This window comes from Kitasatospora sp. NPDC056273, assembly GCF_042268845.1.
Lineage (GTDB): Bacteria > Actinomycetota > Actinomycetes > Streptomycetales > Streptomycetaceae > Kitasatospora.
This window is the reverse complement of record NZ_JBHJSJ010000071.1, coordinates 1-17195: the sequence shown is the minus strand read 5'-3', so window position 1 is coordinate 17195 and position 17195 is coordinate 1. Positions and strand designations below refer to the sequence as shown.

Annotated in this window: 15 protein-coding genes; 8 read left to right on the top strand and 7 right to left on the bottom strand. The window is 74.5% G+C overall.

Annotated elements, in window-relative coordinates:
- The first annotated feature begins 124 nt into the window (after positions 1-124).
- Complete coding sequence (locus ACFCY1_RS37040) at positions 125-682, top strand: GNAT family N-acetyltransferase (RefSeq protein WP_049657307.1); 558 nt, start codon at positions 125-127, stop codon at positions 680-682.
- A 56-nt stretch (positions 683-738) separates the two neighbouring features.
- Positions 739-1944 carry a winged helix-turn-helix domain-containing protein gene (locus ACFCY1_RS37035; protein ID WP_375877379.1) on the top strand — a complete coding sequence of 402 codons (1206 nt, stop codon included), beginning with the start codon at positions 739-741 and terminating at the stop codon, positions 1942-1944.
- 12 nt (positions 1945-1956) lie between these two features.
- Here ACFCY1_RS37035 and ACFCY1_RS37030 read toward each other — a convergent pair whose 3' ends face one another.
- Complete coding sequence (locus tag ACFCY1_RS37030; RefSeq protein WP_082346073.1) at positions 1957-2709, bottom strand: response regulator transcription factor; 753 nt, start codon at positions 2707-2709, stop codon at positions 1957-1959.
- Positions 2710-2979: 270 nt separating this feature from the next.
- Positions 2980-3675: a ribosome hibernation-promoting factor, HPF/YfiA family gene (hpf, locus tag ACFCY1_RS37025; RefSeq protein ID WP_049657308.1), complete on the bottom strand. Its 696-nt coding sequence runs from the start codon at positions 3673-3675 to the stop codon at positions 2980-2982.
- Positions 3676-4043: 368 nt separating this feature from the next.
- Here hpf and ACFCY1_RS37020 point away from each other — a divergent pair, with 368 nt between their 5' ends.
- A complete protein-coding gene (locus ACFCY1_RS37020) occupies positions 4044-4808 on the top strand; it encodes a ComF family protein (protein WP_375877378.1) in 765 nt (254 codons plus the stop codon).
- 61 nt (positions 4809-4869) lie between these two features.
- Here ACFCY1_RS37020 and ACFCY1_RS37015 read toward each other — a convergent pair whose 3' ends face one another.
- Genes ACFCY1_RS37015 through mtrA form a run of 3 tightly spaced genes read right to left on the bottom strand, consistent with a single transcriptional unit; the run spans position 4870 to position 9521 of the window.
- On the bottom strand, positions 4870-6762 hold the full coding sequence (locus ACFCY1_RS37015; protein ID WP_375877377.1) for an LpqB family beta-propeller domain-containing protein: 1893 nt from the start codon (positions 6760-6762) through the stop codon (positions 4870-4872).
- Positions 6737-8842 carry an MtrAB system histidine kinase MtrB gene (gene mtrB / locus ACFCY1_RS37010; protein ID WP_074005004.1) on the bottom strand — a complete coding sequence of 702 codons (2106 nt, stop codon included), beginning with the start codon at positions 8840-8842 and terminating at the stop codon, positions 6737-6739. The genes ACFCY1_RS37015 and mtrB overlap by 26 nt, the downstream gene beginning before the upstream one ends.
- A gap of 1 nt (position 8843) precedes the next feature.
- Positions 8844-9521, bottom strand: a complete 678-nt coding sequence (gene mtrA / locus ACFCY1_RS37005) for an MtrAB system response regulator MtrA (RefSeq protein WP_030247322.1) — start codon at positions 9519-9521, stop codon at positions 8844-8846.
- 296 nt (positions 9522-9817) lie between these two features.
- Between mtrA and ACFCY1_RS37000 the strand changes: the two genes are divergently transcribed.
- The 5 genes from ACFCY1_RS37000 (at position 9818) to ACFCY1_RS36980 (ending at position 15332) form a co-directional block, all read left to right on the top strand.
- Positions 9818-11005 carry a hypothetical protein gene (locus tag ACFCY1_RS37000; RefSeq protein ID WP_375877376.1) on the top strand — a complete coding sequence of 396 codons (1188 nt, stop codon included), beginning with the start codon at positions 9818-9820 and terminating at the stop codon, positions 11003-11005.
- A gap of 5 nt (positions 11006-11010) precedes the next feature.
- On the top strand, positions 11011-11703 hold the full coding sequence (locus ACFCY1_RS36995; RefSeq protein WP_375877375.1) for a DUF4129 domain-containing protein: 693 nt from the start codon (positions 11011-11013) through the stop codon (positions 11701-11703).
- Complete coding sequence (locus ACFCY1_RS36990; RefSeq protein WP_375877374.1) at positions 11700-12935, top strand: DUF4350 domain-containing protein; 1236 nt, start codon at positions 11700-11702, stop codon at positions 12933-12935. The genes ACFCY1_RS36995 and ACFCY1_RS36990 overlap by 4 nt, the downstream gene beginning before the upstream one ends.
- Positions 12932-13942 (top strand): MoxR family ATPase, encoded by a 1011-nt coding sequence (locus ACFCY1_RS36985; RefSeq protein WP_049659237.1) that lies wholly within the window; start codon positions 12932-12934, stop codon positions 13940-13942. The genes ACFCY1_RS36990 and ACFCY1_RS36985 overlap by 4 nt, the downstream gene beginning before the upstream one ends.
- 79 nt (positions 13943-14021) lie before the next feature.
- Entirely contained in the window at positions 14022-15332 is a 1311-nt protein-coding gene (locus tag ACFCY1_RS36980) for a DUF58 domain-containing protein (protein WP_117488066.1), read from the top strand.
- A gap of 21 nt (positions 15333-15353) precedes the next feature.
- Here the strand turns inward: ACFCY1_RS36980 and ACFCY1_RS36975 are convergent, their stop codons facing one another.
- Positions 15354-16511, bottom strand: coding sequence for an RNA polymerase sigma factor (locus tag ACFCY1_RS36975; RefSeq protein ID WP_375877385.1), 1158 nt, complete (start codon positions 16509-16511; stop codon positions 15354-15356).
- An 8-nt stretch (positions 16512-16519) separates the two neighbouring features.
- A complete protein-coding gene (locus ACFCY1_RS36970) occupies positions 16520-16927 on the bottom strand; it encodes a YciI family protein (RefSeq protein ID WP_049659240.1) in 408 nt (135 codons plus the stop codon).
- Between the last annotated feature and the right edge of the window lie 268 nt (positions 16928-17195).

Here is a 17195-nt window from a genome sequence, read left to right as displayed (position 1 = left end):
GGCGAGCACATGGCCCGATAGCACCGTCCACCGGGACAAAACGGTCGGCGGGTCGTGGAGTTGGACGCCGAGGCGGGCGAATAATCGGATGCCCGCCTTCCTCCCCTGGCGGAATAATCCGTTCATGGACGAACTTCGCGCCGAACTTCCCGCCCTCACCACCGACCGACTGGTCCTGCGCCCCCCGCAGGAGTCGGACATCGACGCGGTCTACGCCGCCTGCCAGGATCCGGAGATCCAGCGCTGGACGGTCGTCCCGTCGCCCTACCGCCGCGAGGACGCCGAGTTCTTCGTACGCGATCTCGCCATCGAGGGCCGGCGCACCGGGGCGAACCTGATCTGGTGCGTGTTCGAGCGCGAGTCCGGCACCCTCGTCGGCTCCCAGGGGCTCGTCCTGCGCCCCCAGGACCCGGGCTGCGCCGAGATCGGCTGGTGGGCCGTGAAGGAGTTCCGCGGCCGCGGCTACACCACCGAGGCCGCGCGCGCCGTCTCCCACTACGGCCTGCGCGAGCTGGGCCTGCGCCGCCTGGAGTGGCTGGCCTACGTCGGCAACGACGGCTCCCGCGCGGTCGCCGAGAAGGCCGGCTACCGCTTCGAGGGCACCCTGCGCTCGTACGCCGAGCAGCGCGGCGCCTTCCACGACTCCTGGATCGCCTCCCTGCTGCCCTCCGACCTGGCCTGAGCCCTCCGTCCGGACCCAGGCCCGCGCTGTCGGTGCCCCGGACTACGCTCCCCGGCATGACCGCTGCCGCCCGCCCCGCCCCCGCCGCCGTCCTCAGCGCGGACGACGCCCGCCGGATCGCCCTGCGCGCCCAGGGCCTGCTGGGCGCGCCGGACCGCCGCGGCGGGGTGCGCGGGGTGCTGCGGCACCTGGGCGCCGTCCAGCTGGACACCATCTCGGTGCTCGCCCGCTCGCACGAGCTGGTGCCGTACGCCCGCCTCGGCGCGGTCGGCCGCCCGGCCGTCGAGGCGGCGTACTGGGGCGGCGGCACGAGCTTCGAGTACTGGTCGCACGCGGCCTGCCTCCTGCCGGTCGAGGAGTGGCCGCTGTTCGCCTTCCGGCGCCGCCGCTACCGCGACCGCGGCCACCTCTGGGGCCACCAGGTCCCGCCCGAGACCTACCGCGCCGTGCTGGACAAGCTGCGGGCCGAGGGGCCGTTGACCTCCACCGAGCTGGGCGGCGCCAAGAAGACCGCCGAGTGGTGGGACTGGTCCGACACCAAGATCGCGGTCGAGCGGGCGCTGGCCTTCGGCGACGTGGTCTGCACCGAGCGCCGGAGCTGGAAGCGGGTCTACGCACTGGCCGAACAGGCCATCCCCGACGCCCTGTTGGGGCAGGAGCGGTCGGACGGGGAGTGCGTGCGCACCCTGGTCGCCCAGGCCGGCGCCGCGCTCGGCGTGGCCACCCGGGCCGACCTGCTGGACTACCACCGGCTGCGCGCCGAGCAGTTGGACCCGGTGCTCGCCGACTGCGGGCTCGTCCCGGTCGAGGTGGCCGGTTGGGGCCCGGACGGCGCCCCGGCCCCGGCCTGGGCCGACCCGGCCGCCCTCGCCACCGCCCCGCGCGGGCGCCACCGCACCACACTGCTCTCGCCGTTCGACTCCCTGGTCTGGGACCGCGCCCGCACCGAGCGGATCTTCGGCATGACGCACCGGCTGGAGGCCTACACGCCCAAGCACAAGCGGGTGCACGGCTACTTCGCGATGCCGCTACTGGCCGGCGGCCGGCTGGTCGGCCGGGTCGACCCGGCCCGCGAGGGGCGCACCCTGGTCGCCCGGCAGGTCTCCCTGGACGGTCCGGGGCGGGGCGCCCGGCACGTCGAGGCGCTGGCGACGGCGCTGCGCGAGGCGGCCGACTGGGTCGGCTGCGACGCGGTGCGGGTCGGGACGCTGCACGACGAGCGGCTGCGCCCGACCCTGGAGAAGCTGCTGGCGGACCGCTAAGTCCCGCCAGGCTCACCCTATTTCGAGGATCTTCTCCCGCATCGCGTACACCACCGCCTCCATCCGCGAGTGCAGCTGGAGCTTCTCCAGGATGTTGCGCACGTGGTTCTTCACGGTGTTCTCGCTGATGAACAGCTCCTTGGCGATCTCCCGGTTGTTCATCCCGGTCGCCACCAGCTTGAGCACCTCCAGCTCCCGGTCGGTGAGCCGGGGCGCGGGCACCAGGTCCCGGTCGTCGGAGCGGCGCTGGATCATCGACTTGAACTCGGTGAGCAGCTTGGACGCCATCGAGGGGCTGATCTGCGACTGCCCGTCGGCGACCGCGCGGATCGCGGTGGCGACCTCGTCGGTGGAGATCTCCTTGAGCAGGTAGCCGGTGGCCCCCGCCTTGATCGCCTCGTAGAGGTCGGCCTCCTCGTCGCTTATCGTCAGCATGATGATCTTGGTGCTCGGTGCCACGTCCTTGATCGCCGTGCAGGCCTCGATCCCGCTGCGGCGCGGCATCCGGACGTCCATGAGGATGATGTCGGGCAGCAGGTCGGCGGCCTTCAGCACGGCCTCGGCGCCGTCCCCCGCCTCGCCGACGACCTTGATGTCCGGCTCCTCCGCGAGGACGATCTCCAGCCCCCGACGGAACAGCGCGTGGTCGTCCACCACCAACACGCGGATCGGTTCACCCCGGTGCGGCTCGTACGCGGGCTCATCCTCCGCCCCCAACGGCAGCCCTGGCCCGACCCCGGGCCCCAGCCCGAAGTGATCCCCCATCCGCTCCTCCCCCTTCGCGGGTCGTCGTGCGCCAATCATTCCACGCCCCGGCGCCGCCCCGGTCACGCTCCGATGCCGATTCCCCCGCAACGGGTGACCCGTCCGTCCGGGGCGCGAGACCGCCCTCGACGCACCGCCGTTGGAACCGCACCGCACCCTCGACGCACCGCTGTTCGAACCGTGCCGCCGTTCGAACCCAACCGCCCCCGAACGCCGGTGACCCCGGCGGCCACGGCCGCCGGGGTCACCCCTCCATCGCTGTTCGGACGGTCAGTCCTCGTCGTCGGCCCCGCCGATCGCGCCGCCCGCCCCGCCACCCGGGCCGGCCGCGAGGTCGGTCTGCAGGTGGATGACGCCGTAGTGGTAACCGTGCCGGCGGTAGACCACGCTCGGCAGGCCACTGTCCTTCTCCACGAAGAGGTAGAAGTCGTGGCCGACCAGCTCCATCTCGTAGAGCGCCTGGTCCAGCGCCATGGGGGCGGCCGGGTGCGTCTTCTCCCGGACCACCAGCGGGCCTTCGCCCTCCACTTCCAGGGATCCCATCATGGTCTTGCGGACGGCGCCGTTCGTCTCGCCCTCCGGCGCCGTCGTCTCCGGCAGCGCGGCCAGGGCCGCGGTCGCCTCGGCGACGCTGATCGGGGTGCGGCCGTTCGCGCCGCCCTTGTGCACCCGACGCCGGTCCGCGGACTTGCGCAGCTGCGCGTCGAGCTTCGCGGAAGCCAGGTCGAGCGCCGCGTACGGGTCACCGGCGGCGGCTTCCGCCCGGATCACGGGGCCGCGGCTGCGGAGAGTGATCTCCACCCGGTCGGAGCGGTCGGCCTGCCGCGGGTTGTGTTCCTTGGACACCTCAACGTCGAGGCTGATGGCCTTGGCGTCGAACTTCTGGACCTTCTCCAGCTTCTCGGCCACGTGCTCGCGGAACCTCTTGGGCACCTCGGTCTTGCGGCCCTTGACGACGATGTCCACGCAGAACTCCGATCCCTCGTGCTGACGCCGATCCGGGTGCTACCGGACCGGACTGAGACCCAGCTGGACCAGCCCATCCACTGCCGGCCCCCCGTCCCCGCCGCCAGCGGCGGAAACGACTGGCCCTCACCTCACTTCCTCCCCACCAGGGACGTTTGAAACCCCCTGGGCCTTATCGAACACCTCACACGGGTTTTTCGCCTCCCCAGGCGATAAGGAGGGTATGACCCGATACTGCGGTCGGGCGGTCAAGCTGGTCCACCCTGTCTACCCTCTCGTGGGTGAAGTAAGGGTAAATACCTGGACAACGCCCCCCGTACGGCCGATTCTGTGCTGACTCTCCGTGCCTGCCGCCGCCAGGAGCAGCCGTGCCGCCGTTCCCCTCCCCCGCCCGTCCGCCGTCCGCCCAGGGGCCGTTCGGCCACGCACTGGCCGGGCTGCTGGACGTCCTGCTGCCCGCCGACTGCGCGGGCTGCGGCAGCGAGCGCACCCAGCTCTGCCCGGCCTGCCGGCACGCGCTGGCCACCGCACGGCCCGCCCCCACCCCGCTGCCCTGGACGCACGCCGCCGCGCCGTACACCGGTCCGGTCCGGCAGCTGCTGCTCGCCCACAAGGAGCGGGGCGCGCTGCGGCTGGCCGCGCCGCTCGGCGAGGCCCTCGGCCGGGCCGTGCGCTCCGCCCTGGGGGCGCGCGCCGGGGCCGCGCCACTGCTGCTGGTCCCGATGCCCTCGGCGCGCTCGGCCGTCCGCGCCCGCGGGCACGATCCGACGCTGCGGCTGGCCGGGGCGGCCGCCCGCTCGCTGCGCAGGGCCGGCCTGGACGTCCGGGCCGCGCCGCTGCTGCGGCACGCCCGGCCGGTCGCCGACCAGGCCGGGCTGAACGCGGCCGAACGGCGCCGCAACCTGCACGGCGCGCTCACCGTGCTGCCGCGTGCCCGGACCGGGCGCGCGGGCCTGACGGGACCGGGGAGCGTGGTGGGACCGGGGAGCCTGGCGGGCCGTCACCCGGTGCTGGTGGACGACCTGGTGACCACCGGGGCCAGCCTCGCCGAGGCCGCCCGGGCGCTGGCCGACGCCGGCCTCCCGGTCCGGGCGGGCGCCACCGTCGCGGCCACGGTGCGCCCGTCCGACTGACCGTCACCGCGGCCGCCGACACCCCGCCGGGCCGGGCCGGAGGCCCCGCCCGGACGCGGCGTCAGCCCGCGTAGAAGAAGGACCGCGGCTTGTCGATCAGCGAGGTCTCCCGCCACTGGTTGTTGACCAGGCGGAAGGCCTTGATCTCGCTCGGCTTGCCGTCCGTCTGCTTGACCTCGCCCATCGCGAGCACCGGCGGCGTCTGGGTCAGGCTGTCCCCGCGGGACTCCGAGGCCGAGACGGTCAGCATGCTCTCGGCGCTCTGCAGCTGGGTCTCGGTGCTCTGCGAGCCGTCCGTGCTGATGAAGTACAACTGCTGGGTCCGGTCGGCCTCCTTGCCGAGCACGAGCAGCTGGTCGGTCTCCGCCCAGGACACCGAGGCGACGTCGGTGAGCGTGGGAGCGGCCCGGTGCAGCGCGGTGATCTTCACGGTCGGCGCCTGCGGGGTGCCCTCGTGCACGACCAGGCCGAACCACAGCGAGCGGACGGCCGAGCCCGGGGTCCTGGCCACCACGGCGACCCGGACGCCGTCCGAGGAGATCTTCAGCGCCTGCACGGTCTGGCCGGTCAGACCCTCGACCGGCACGGTGTACGACTTGGCGCCGCGCACCATCACCACCCGCGGGGCCTGCTTGTTGCGGTCCACCACCCAGAGGTCGCCGCGGCCGTCCCAGGTGGGCGAGGCGAAGCCGTCCTCCTTGTCGCCGCCCTTGGCCGGCGAGGTGAGCACCGGCTCGCCCATGGCCACCGCGCTGTCCGACAGCGGCACCGACCAGACCTGGTGGCCGTCCTCGCTGATCGCGGCGGCCTGGGAGCCGGTGCGGCTGACCGCGAAGGCGCCGAGCGGCGGCTTGGTGTTCGACTGCGGCTTGCCGAGGACCCCGCGGACCGGATCGCCGGGGCGCACCTCGTCGGTCGCCACCAGGGCTCCGTCGGCACGCTGGTAGTACTGCGTCGCCGTCGTCGACCCGGCCAGGGCACCGGGGCCGGTGGACGGCGAGTCACCGCGGGCGGCCGTGCAGGAGCCGTGCGGCCCCTTCAGCTCCAGCCGCGTGATCTGGCCCTTGCCCTGGTCGGCGACGGTGTAGAAGAGCTGGGTCGCCATCCGCCGGCAGGCCATCGGCTCACCGGTGTCCGCCTTGCCGAGCTGCACGTGGGCGACCCGGTTGTCGTCGATGCTCACCTTGTCGACCGTGGTGCCGGCCGGGAACGCCGTGCGGACCACCGGCGAGAGCCAGACGGAGGGGCCGTCGACGAGCGCCCGGACGGCCGAGGTGAGCGGGTCTATCCGGCGCCGCAGGTAGACCGGGTCGGCGAGCAGCACCTCCTGGCCGGTGCTCCCGGACACCACCGAGGACGGGTCGGGCGCGGTGTAGAAGAACCGCTCGACCTGCCGGAAGCTGTTCCGGAAGTTGGTCTCGTTCATGATCACGCCGGGCGCCAGCTTGTCGATCCGCCACTCGCCGTCCTTCTGCCGGACGAAGGTGAAGTCGGACGAGTCGTTGTTCTGCCCGGCGACCCGCGCGTACGAGTGCCGCTCGTCGACGCCGGCCACCAGCTGCCCGCTCACCTGCAACGACGCCGTGGTGTCCGCGTCGGTGACGTCCTGGCCGACCGGGATGCCGGTGGCGGAGAGCACCTTCGTCCCGGCGTCCGGATTCCAGGTGGCGGCGGCGCTCTCGGTGAGGTACTTGCGCGCCGTGTCGTACCCCTCGTCGGCGGTCACCGCGTCCAGGAACCCGTTCAGCAGCTCGCGCGGCTTGGCGCCCCGGGCGGGCGCCACCGGGTAGACCCGGGCCTGCAGGTCCTTGTCGGCCGAGCCCTGGGACAGCTCCACCCTGGTGATGCCGCCGGAATCCGGCATGGCCGCGCAGCCGCTCGCCACCAGGGCGCCGAGCAGCCCGCCGACCACCGCGAGGAGCCGCGGCTCAGTCCTGTTGCTCGTCCTTCGCACGCTGCGACCCCTCCGCGTCCGTCGTCCCACCCGTCGCGTCCGGCTCCGCCGTCCGCTGTGCCACCGACGGCCGTCCCGGCGTCGGGTCCACCATCACCTGGGCGCCGGTGGCCCCGTACCCGGCGGCCGTCCACACGCCCGAGGGGTCCGCGCGCGGACCCTCCGGCAGCTTGCGCCGGCCCAGCCCGGGGCCGATGTTCAGCACCCCGCCGAGCCCGCTGCCGAGGCCGCCGCTCACCGTCTCCGGCGTCTCCGCCTGCTCCTCGACGGCGGCCGTCGCCGTCGAGCCGGCCGGGCTGATCGCCCGCCGGTACGGCGTGCCCTGCGCGCCCAGGCCCCGGTTGTTGCGGGAGTCCTCCGGCTCCAGCCGGAACGGCGCCCGGCTGATCTCGCCGCCGCGGGTGCGCGGCAGGGTGAGCCGGAAGTGCGAGCCGCCGCCGGGCTCGCCCCAGGCCTGGAGCCAGCCGCCGTGCAGGTGGGCGTCCTCGACCGCGATGGACAGGCCGAGGCCGGTGCCGCCGGTGGTCCGCACCCGGGACGGGTCGGCCCGCCAGAAGCGGTGGAACACCCGGGACGCCTCACCCGGCTTGAGGCCGATGCCGTAGTCGCGCACGCCGACCGCGACCGCGCCGTCCGCCGAGCCCAGCCGGACCACCACGTCGCGGCCCTCGCCGTGCTCCAGCGCGTTGACCACCAGGTTGCGCAGGATGCGCTCGATCCGGCGGGAGTCCACCTCGGCCAGCACCGGCTCGCCGTCGCCGCGGATCACCACGGCGCTGCCCTTGGCCTCGGCGAGCGGTTCGGCGGCCTCCACCACCCGGGCGACGATCTCGCGCAGGTCGACCGGCTCGGCGTCCAGGATCGCGGCGCCGGCGTCGAAGCGGCTGATCTCCAGCAGGTCGGCGAGCAGCGACTCGAAGCGGTCCAGCTGGCCCTGCAGCAGCTCCGCCGAGCGGGCCGCCATCGGGTCCAGGTCCTCGCGGCTGTCGTAGATGAGGTCCGCGGCCATCCGGACCGTGGTCAGCGGGGTGCGCAGCTCGTGCGAGACGTCCGAGACGAACCGCCGCTGCACCCGGGACAGCTCCTCCAGCTGGCGGATCTGCGCCTGGAGGGCGTTGGCCATCCGGTTGAAGGACTCCCCGAGGCGGGCGATGTCGTCCGTCCCGGTGACCTTCATCCGCTCTTCCAGGTGCCCGTCGGCGAGCCGCTCGGAGATCCCGGCGGCCATCCGGACCGGGGTGACCACCTGGCGCACCACGACCCAGGCGATGCCGCCCATGAGGATCACCACGAACACCCCGGCGGTCGCCAGGGTGCCGGTGACCAGGTTGAGGGTGTCGGTCTCCTGGCCGAAGGAGAAGACGTAGAACAGCTGGTACGAGGTCTCCGCCGGGCCGCGGAACTGCATGCCGAGGGCCAGCCCTGGCTCGGACGTGACGCTGCTCCCGGGCGAGCGCTGGATCCGGGTCGGCTGGTCGAACATCTGGCCGGGCTCGGCGGCCAGCTTGGCCCGCAGGGTGTCCGGGATGCTGATCGGCTGGATGTCGCCCGAGTAGCGCGGCGCGAAGCCGCCCCCGTCGGGGACGACGGCGCCGGTGCCGGGGGACATCGCGATCACCGAGTAGACGGTCTGCCCGCTCCCGGCCAGGTCGTTGACCTGCCGCAGCAGCCAGGTGCCGATCTCGTCGACGGTCGGGTCGGCGGTGCCCCGCAGCTTCTGGTCCCGGGCCTCGTCGATCTTCTTCTGCTCGACCTGGAAGCCGATCCGGGCCTGCGCGCGGGCGGCGTCCGTCTTGGTTCCGAGCAGGCCGGTGCGCACCTGCGCCACCACGACCACGCCCAGCACCAGGACGACCGCGATGGACGCCAGCAGCGACACCGCGACCACGCGCAGCTGGATCGACCGACGGTACAGCGCGGCCACCCGGTGCGTGGGACGGCGCAGCTGACGCTTCACCAGCGCGAACACGCCGGAAGGGCCGCGTCGGCGACGGGTGGTCGAACTCAGCACGTCGCCGCGCACGGCCCCCGCCCCGTCGGTCGCGGAACCCGACGGGGTGTCGTCTGCCCGCTCCGTCACGTCAGCTGGGTCCCGCCTTGTAACCGACGCCGCGGACGGTCACCACGATCTCGGGGCGCTCCGGGTCCTTCTCGATCTTGGAACGCAGGCGCTGCACATGGACGTTGACCAGACGGGTGTCCGCCGCGTGGCGGTAGCCCCAGACCTGCTCCAGCAGCACCTCGCGGGTGAACACCTGCCAGGGCTTGCGGGCCAGCGCGACCAGCAGGTCGAACTCCAGCGGGGTCAGCGGGATGCCCCGGCCGTCCCGCTTCACGGAGTGGCCGGCCACGTCGATCACCAGGTCGCCGATGGTCAGCTGCTCGGGCGTCGGCTCCTCGGCGCGGCGCAGCCGGGCGCGAACCCGGGCCACCAGCTCCTTGGGCTTGAACGGCTTGGTGACGTAGTCGTCGGCCCCCGACTCCAGGCCCACCACCACGTCGACCGTGTCGGTCTTCGCGGTCAGCATCACGATCGGGATGCCGGACTCGGCCCGGATCTGCCGGCACACGTCGATGCCGTCCCGGCCGGGCAGCATCAGGTCGAGCAGGACCAGGTCCGGCTTGGTCTCCCGGAAGGCGGCTAGCGCCCTGTCCCCATCCGCGACGAAAAACGGCTCAAAACCCTCACCCCGCAGCACGATACCGAGCATCTCGGCCAGTGCGGAGTCGTCATCAACGACGAGGACGCGTCCCTTCATGCGTCCATCTTCTCATTACCGGATTGTGACCTGCCGCACAGCAGTGCCAATGCTCCAGAACGGCCAACTCCCCCACCGGTGCATTCCGGCCATACCGGGCGAATGCTCCCCCGGAAACGCCTCCGGACCCCCGCGAACCCGCGCCGGACCACCGCCCGACCCGCCGCGGAGGACCGTTGCCGATCAGCAACCGGATCGCCATGGGGCCGGTTTCCGGCCCCATGGCACGATGGGCGCTGCGCGCGGGCGGAAGATCCGTTCGCAGTCGCGCCCGTGACGCCCTCCGAGGAGCAGTGATGACCGACACCCCGGGCTGGGCCTCGCCCAGCTCGTCCGAGCCGCCCCGCGACGACGCCCGGCCCCCGGCCGACGCGCCCGCCGCCGTGCCCGGGCCGTCGGCACCACCACAGGCCGCCCCCGGCTGGACCGGCCCGGCCGGCGCCCCCGGGAACGGACAGCAGTGGGGACAGCGGTGGGGCCAGCAGCCTCCCGGCGGCCACCGCCCGTACGGCTGGGGCGCCCCGGCGAGCCCCAAGCCGGGCGTCATCCCGCTGCGCCCGCTGAGCTTCGGCGAACTGCTCGACGGTGCCGTCACCACCGTCCGCCGGCACTGGCGCACCGTGCTCGCGCTCTCGCTCGGCCTCGCCGTGGTCGCCCAGGCCGGCAGCCTCCTGGTCAACCTGCTGGTCAAGGGCAAGACCGGCGAGGCCACCCAGACCCTGCGGATGCTGGCCGGACTGCCGCTCGAACTGCTGCTCAACGTGTTCGCCACCGCGCTGCTCACCATCGTGGTCAGCCGCGCCGTCCTCGGCCGGTCGGCGACCGCCGGGGAGGCCTGGCGCGACGCCCGCCCCCGGCTGCTGCAACTGCTCGGGCTGACCCTGCTCACCGTCCTGCTCGGCCCCGGCGTGGTCCTGCTCGGCTTCACCCCGCTGATCGGCTACACCCTCGCCGGCCAGGGCTCCGTCGCCATCGCCGGCCTGCTCACCCTGGTCGGCCTGCTGACCGTGCCGGTCGCCGTCTGGCTGTGGATGCGCTTCAGCCTCGCCGCGCCCGCCCTGATGCTGGAGAAGCAGGGCGTGCTGACGGCGCTGTCGCGCTCGCGGCGGCTGGTCCGCGGCGCCTGGTGGCGGGTCTTCGGCATCAACCTGCTCGGCCACGTGCTGGCGCTCGTCGTCGCGATGGTCGTCGTCGTCCCGTTCCAGTTCCTCGGCCTGCTGCTCGGCTTCGAGAGCCTCGACGCCCAGGGCCTGCCCGACACCGCCGACCAGGGCGTGGCCATGCTGCTCCTGCTGGCGGTCGCCGGGATCATCGCCGGCACCTTCACCACCCCCTTCATCGCCGCCGTCGGCGTGCTGGTCTACATCGACCAGCGGATCCGCCGCGAGGCCCTGGACATCGAACTCGCCCGCGCGGCCGGCCTGCCCGAGCAGAGCGGCACCGGCTGGGGCGCGCAGGGCGACCCGGCACCGGCGAGGCGCTGAACCGGATGCCTAACTGGGGGGACAGGCTCCTCGCCGCGGGCGGCGCACCCGTCACCGTGCCGCGTGACCCGGCGCGCGAGGCCGCCCGCGACGAGCTGCTCGACGCGGAGTACCACAAGCACGACCCGTCCGTACTGCAACGCGTCACGGACTGGATCTACGACCACATCGCCAAGGCGCTCGACAGCATCTCCGGCGACGGCACCACCGGCACCACCGGGCTGGTCCTCTTCCTGATCGTCGCGGTGCTGATCGGCGGCGCGGTCTGGTGGCGCCTCGGCGCACCCCGCCGCGCCGCCCGCACCGTCCAGGACGTGTACGGCGCCGAGGGCCCGCGCAGCGCCGACCAGTACCGGACGGACGCCGCCGGGCACGCCGCCGCCGGACGCTGGACCGAAGCCGTCCGCGAACAGATGCGCGCCCTGGTGCGCGGCCTGGAGGAGCGCACCCTGCTCGACAACCGCCCCGGCCGCACCGCCGACGAGGCCGCCGCCGAGGCCGGCCGGGCGCTGCCCGAGCACGCCGCCGCACTGGCCGCGGCCGCCCGGACCTTCGACGACATCGCGTACGGCGAGCGCACCGCCGACCAGAGCGCGTACCGGCTGCTGCACGAGCTCGACCGGACGCTGGAGCGCACCCGCCCGGTCCTCGCGCCCCCCGCACCGGCTCCGGCTCCGTCCTCGGGAGGAGCGGCATGACCGGTTCCGTCCCCGCCCCCGCACCCGCGGCACCACCCGTCGCCGAGCCGCCCGCCGCCGCCGCGACCAGCCTCGCCCCGACCACCCGCGGCCTGTGGCGCCGCGCCCGCTGGTACCTGGCCGTCCTCGCCGCCCTGCTGATCGGCGCCGCCGCCGTGTCCGCCCTCGGCCAGGACCGCCGCTACCCACCGCTGGACCCGCGCTCGTACGACCGCGACGGCGCGCACGCCGTCGTCGCCCTGCTCGAACGCCAGGGCCTCAAGGCCGAGTTCACCACCGACCCGGCCACCGCCCCGGCCGGCCCCGACACCCTCGTCCTGCCCGAACCCGACCTGCTCGACCCCGCCCAGCTGCGCGCCGTCGCCGCCGCCCGGCACCGGCGCCTGGTACTGGTCGCCCCCGGCCCGGCCGCGCTCACCGCGCTCGCCCCCGGCATCCGGCTGTCCGACGACGCCGGCGGGCTCCCGTACGCCTCCGTCCGCTCCACTCCCCCGGAGTGCGCCCTCACCGAGGCCGTCCGGGCCGGCAGCGCCCAGCAGGGCGGCATGCTCTACACCAGCGGCAGCCGCGGCACCGGCTGCTACCCGCGCGCCCACGGCTACCCGCTGGTCGTCCTCCCGGCCGGCGACGGCGACCGCGACGTCGTCGTGCTCGGCAGCGGCACCTTCCTGCACAACGGCGAACTCGCCAAGGACGGCGACGCCGCCCTCGCCCTCGGCCTGCTCGGCTCGCAGCCCCGCCTCACCTGGCACCTGCCCGACTACTCCGCCCCGCTCCCCGAGGGCGCCCGCACCAAGAGCTTCGGCGACTTCCTGCCGAGCGGCTGGCACTGGGCCGGCTACCAGCTCGCCGTCGCCGCCGTGCTCGCCGCCCTCTGGCGCGGCCGCCGGCTCGGCCCGGTGGTCAGCGAGAACCTGCCCGTGGTGGTCCGCGCCGCCGAGACCACCGAGGGCCGCGCCCGCCTCTACCGGCGCGCCAAGGCCCGCGGCCGCGCCGCCGAGGCCCTGCGCGGCGCCACCGCGCACCGCCTCGCCCCCGCCCTGGGCGTCCCGCTCCAGGCCGGCGCACCCGACCCCGACGCGCTCTGCGTCGCCCTGGCCGACCGGCTGTCCGAACGGCCCGCCGGGGACGTCCGGGCCCTGCTGTACGGCCCGCCCCCGACCGACGACGCCGCACTGCTGCGGCTCGCCGACGACCTCGACGCCCTCGAAAGGCAGGTACGGAACCCGTGACCGACCAGGCAACCGCCCAGCTCCGCCCCGTCCCCGGCACGGCGCCCGCCACCCCCGCCACCGACCCGCGCGCCGCGCTGACCGCCCTGCGCGCCGAGATCGGCAAGGCCGTGGTCGGCCAGGACGCGGCCGTCACCGGCCTGGTCGTCGCCCTGCTCTGCGGCGGCCACGTGCTGCTGGAGGGCGTCCCCGGTGTCGCCAAGACCCTGCTGGTGCGCACCCTGTCCACCGCGCTCAGCCTGGGCACCAAGCGCATCCAGTTCACCCCCGACCTGATGCCCGGCGACGTCACCGGCTCGCTCGTCTACGACGCCCGCACCGCCGAGTTCTCCTTCCAGCCCGGCCCGGTCTTCACCAACCTGCTGCTCGCCGACGAGATCAACCGCACCCCGCCGAAGACCCAGGCCGCCCTGCTGGAGGCCATGGAGGAGCACCAGGTCACGGTGGACGGCGAGGCGCGCCCGCTGCCCGTCCCGTTCCTGGTCGCCGCGACCCAGAACCCGGTCGAGTACGAGGGCACCTACCCGCTGCCCGAGGCCCAGCTGGACCGCTTCCTGCTCAAGCTGGTCCTGCCGCTGCCCGACCGCGACCAGGAGTTCCAGGTGCTCTCCCGGCACGCCGCCGGCTTCGACCCGCGCGACCTCGGCGCGGCCGGCGTCCGCCCGGTCGCCGGCCCCGAGCACGTCGCCGCCGCCCGCGAGCAGATCGCCAAGCTGACCGTCTCCCCCGAGGTCCTCGCCTACATCGTCGACCTCTGCCGGGCCACCCGGCAGTCCCCGTCGCTGTCCATCGGCGTCTCCCCGCGCGGCGCCACCGCCCTGCTCGCCGCCTCCCGCGCCTGGGCCTGGCTGGCCGGCCGCGACTACGTCACCCCGGACGACGTCAAGGCGCTCGCCCTGCCCACCCTGCGGCACCGGGTCGCGCTGCGCGCCGAGGCCGAGATGGAGGGCGTCACCGCCGACTCCGTCATCCAGGCCGTCCTCACCCAGACGCCCGCACCCCGCTGACCCCACCCCGCCGTACCGCCCCCGTTCCGGCCGCCGGCCCACGGGTTCCGACGCACGGGCTTCCGAAGGAGCGCACCGCATGGCCCTCACCGGGCGAACCGCCCTGCTCGCCGCACTCGGCGCGCTCGTCGTGGGCCTGCTGCTGCCGTCCTGGACCGGGATCGGCCTGGTCACCGGCGCGGTGCTGGTCGCCGTCGCGGTCGACCTGGTGCTCGCCGCCCCGGTCCGCGGCCTGCGGTTCGGGCGGGCCGGCGACACCACCGTCCGGCTCGGCGAGCCCGCCACCGTCGAACTGACCGTCACCAACCCGTCCGGCCGGCCGCTCCGCGGCCTGGTCCGCGACGCCTGGGCCCCCTCCGCCTGGCGCCCCGGCACCGCCGAGGCCGCCTCCCGGCACACCCTTGCCCTCCCCGGCGGCGAACGGCGCCGGATCACCACCGTGCTCACCCCCACCCGGCGCGGCGACCACCACGCCCACCGGGTGACGGTCCGCTCGCTCGGCCCGCTCGGCCTGGCCGCCCGCCAGGGCTCGCACCTCGTCCCCTGGACGGTCCGCGCGCTGCCCCCGTTCGCCAGCCGCAAGCACCTGCCCTCCCGACTCGCCCGGCTGCGCGAACTCGACGGCCGCACCTCCGTCCTGACCCGCGGCCAGGGCACCGAGTTCGACTCCCTGCGCGAGTACCTGCCCGGCGACGACGTCCGCTCCATCGACTGGCGCGCCAGCGCCCGCCGCAACACCGTCGCCGTCCGCACCTGGCGCCCCGAACGCGACCGGCACATCCTCGTCGTCCTCGACACCGGCCGCACCTCGGCCGGCCGGGTCGGCGACGCGCCCCGCCTGGACGCCGCCCTCGACGCCGCACTGCTGCTCACCGCCCTCGCCACCCGGGCCGGCGACCGGGTCGACCTGCTCGCCCACGACTCCCGCAAGCGCGTCGCGGTGGCCGGCAGCTCCGCCCACGAGGTGCTGCCCGCCTTCACCAACGCGATGGCCGGGCTGGAACCCGCGCTGCACGAGACCGACATGCGCTCACTGGTCGCCACCGCGCTCAAGATGGCGCCGCAGCGCTCGCTGATCGTGCTGCTCACCGGCCTCGACGCGGCCCCGGTCGAGGACGGCCTGCGTCCGCTGCTGCCGATGCTCACCAAGCGCCACGAGGTCGTCCTCGCCTCGGTCGCCGACCCGCAGCTGGACGCCCTCGCCGCCGGGCGGGGCACCCTGGAGGCCGTCTACGGCGCGGCCGCCGCCGAACAGACCCGGGCCGACCGCCGGGCCACCGCCGAGCACCTCACCCGCCACGGCGTCACCGTCCTGGACGCCCCGCCGACCCGGATCGCCCCGGCCCTCGCCGACACCTACCTGGCGCTGAAGGCCGCCGGCCGGCTCTGAGCCCCGCTCCCCCGGCCGGACTCAGTCCGTCCGACGATCCTTCAGAAGCGTGTTGAGCCGGGCCGCCTGACGGGTCAGATGGTCGCGCTCGGCGAGGTCGGGCGCCCGGTGCGCCGCCTCCGCGTACAACCGGGCCGCCGCCACCAGGTCCCCGTCGCACTCGTGGAGGTACGCCGCCACCGCCGCATACCTGGGCAGCGCGTCGTCCAGCTCCGCGAGCGCCGCCAGCCCCGCGCGCGGACCGTCGGCCTCGCCGACCGCCACCGCGCGGTTGAGCCGCACCACCGGGCTGGCGGTCAACCGGACGAGCTCGTCGTACCACTCGACGATCTGCACCCAGTCCGTCTCCCCCGCGGTGGGCGCGTCGGCGTGCAGCGCCGCGATGGCCGCCTGGGCCTGGAACTCGCCCAGCCGGTCCCGGGCCAGGGCCCCCTGGAGGATGCCGATGCCCTCGGCGATCAGCCCGGTGTCCCACCGGCCGCGGTCCTGCTCGGCCAGCGGCACCAGCGCGCCGTCGGGCGCGGTCCTGCCCGCCCGCCGGGCGTGGTGCAGCAGCATCAGGGCCAGCAGTCCGGCCACCTCGGGGTGGTCGATCACCGCGGCGAGCTGCCGGGTGAGCCGGATCGCCTCGGCCGCGAGGTCGAGATCGCCGGAGTAGCCCTCGTTGAAGACCAGGTAGAGGACCCGGAGCACGGTCGCGACGTCCCCCGGCTGATCGAACCTGACGGCCGAGACGGTGCGCTTGGCCCGGCTGATCCGCTGCGCCATGGTCGCCTCGGGCACCAGGTAGGCCCGGGCGATCTGGCGGGTGGTCAGCCCGCCCACCGCCCGCAGCGTCAGCGCCACCGCCGACGAGGGCGTCAACGACGGGTGGGCGCACAGGAAGTAGAGCTGCAGCGTGTCGTCCACGGCGGCCGCGGGCCCCGGCTCCGGCTCCTGGTCGACCAGGTCCTCCCGGCGCCGGCGGGCGGCCTCCGACCGGGTCGCGTCCAGGAACTTGCGCCAGGCCACGGTGACCAGCCAGCCCTTGGGATCGCGCGGCCGCTCGGCCGGCCAGAGCCGGACCGCCTCGACCAGCGCCTCCTGCACCGCGTCCTCGGCCGCCGCGAAGTCAGCTCCGCGGCGGACGAGGACTCCGATGACGCTCGGCGTGAGACTCCTCAGCAGGGCCTCGTCCATCAGGGACGTCACTCCGTGATGGTCGCCGGCATCGCCAGGAACGGACGCAGCTCCAGCCACTCGTGGATCGGCTCGCCCCCGGCCCCGGGAGCGGCCGACAGCTCCCCGGCCAGCTCGACAGCCCGCTCGTAGCTGTCGACGTCGATCACCATCCAGCCGGCGATCAGGTCCTTGGTCTCGGCGAACGGACCGTCGGTGACCGGCGGACGCCCCTCGCCGTCGTACCGGACCCACGTCCCCTCGGGCGCGAGCGCCTGGCCGTCGACGAACTCGCCGGTCTTCTCCAGCCGGTCCGCGAACTCCTGCATGTACCGGATGTGCGCCGTGACCTCCTCCGGCGTCCACTGGTCCATCGGCACGCAGTTGACCGCGCTCGGGGCACCCCGGTAGTGCTTCAGCAACAGGTACTTGGCCATCGTCTTCTCCTCGGATCCTCGGAGCTGGTGCGACCCATTGTGGCCGCGTCCACTCCGGGGACGGTGCCGGGCACGGGTTCTCGACACGGCCGGCCAAGATTCTTTCCGGCCCGCCCCGCAACCGGCCCACAACGCGAAGAGTCCCTGAAAACGCGAAGAACCCCCATCCGGGTCCCGGATGGGGGTTCTTCTGAAGAATTGTTCGGCGGCGTCCTACTCTCCCACAGGGTCCCCCCTGCAGTACCATCGGCGCTGTAAGGCTTAGCTT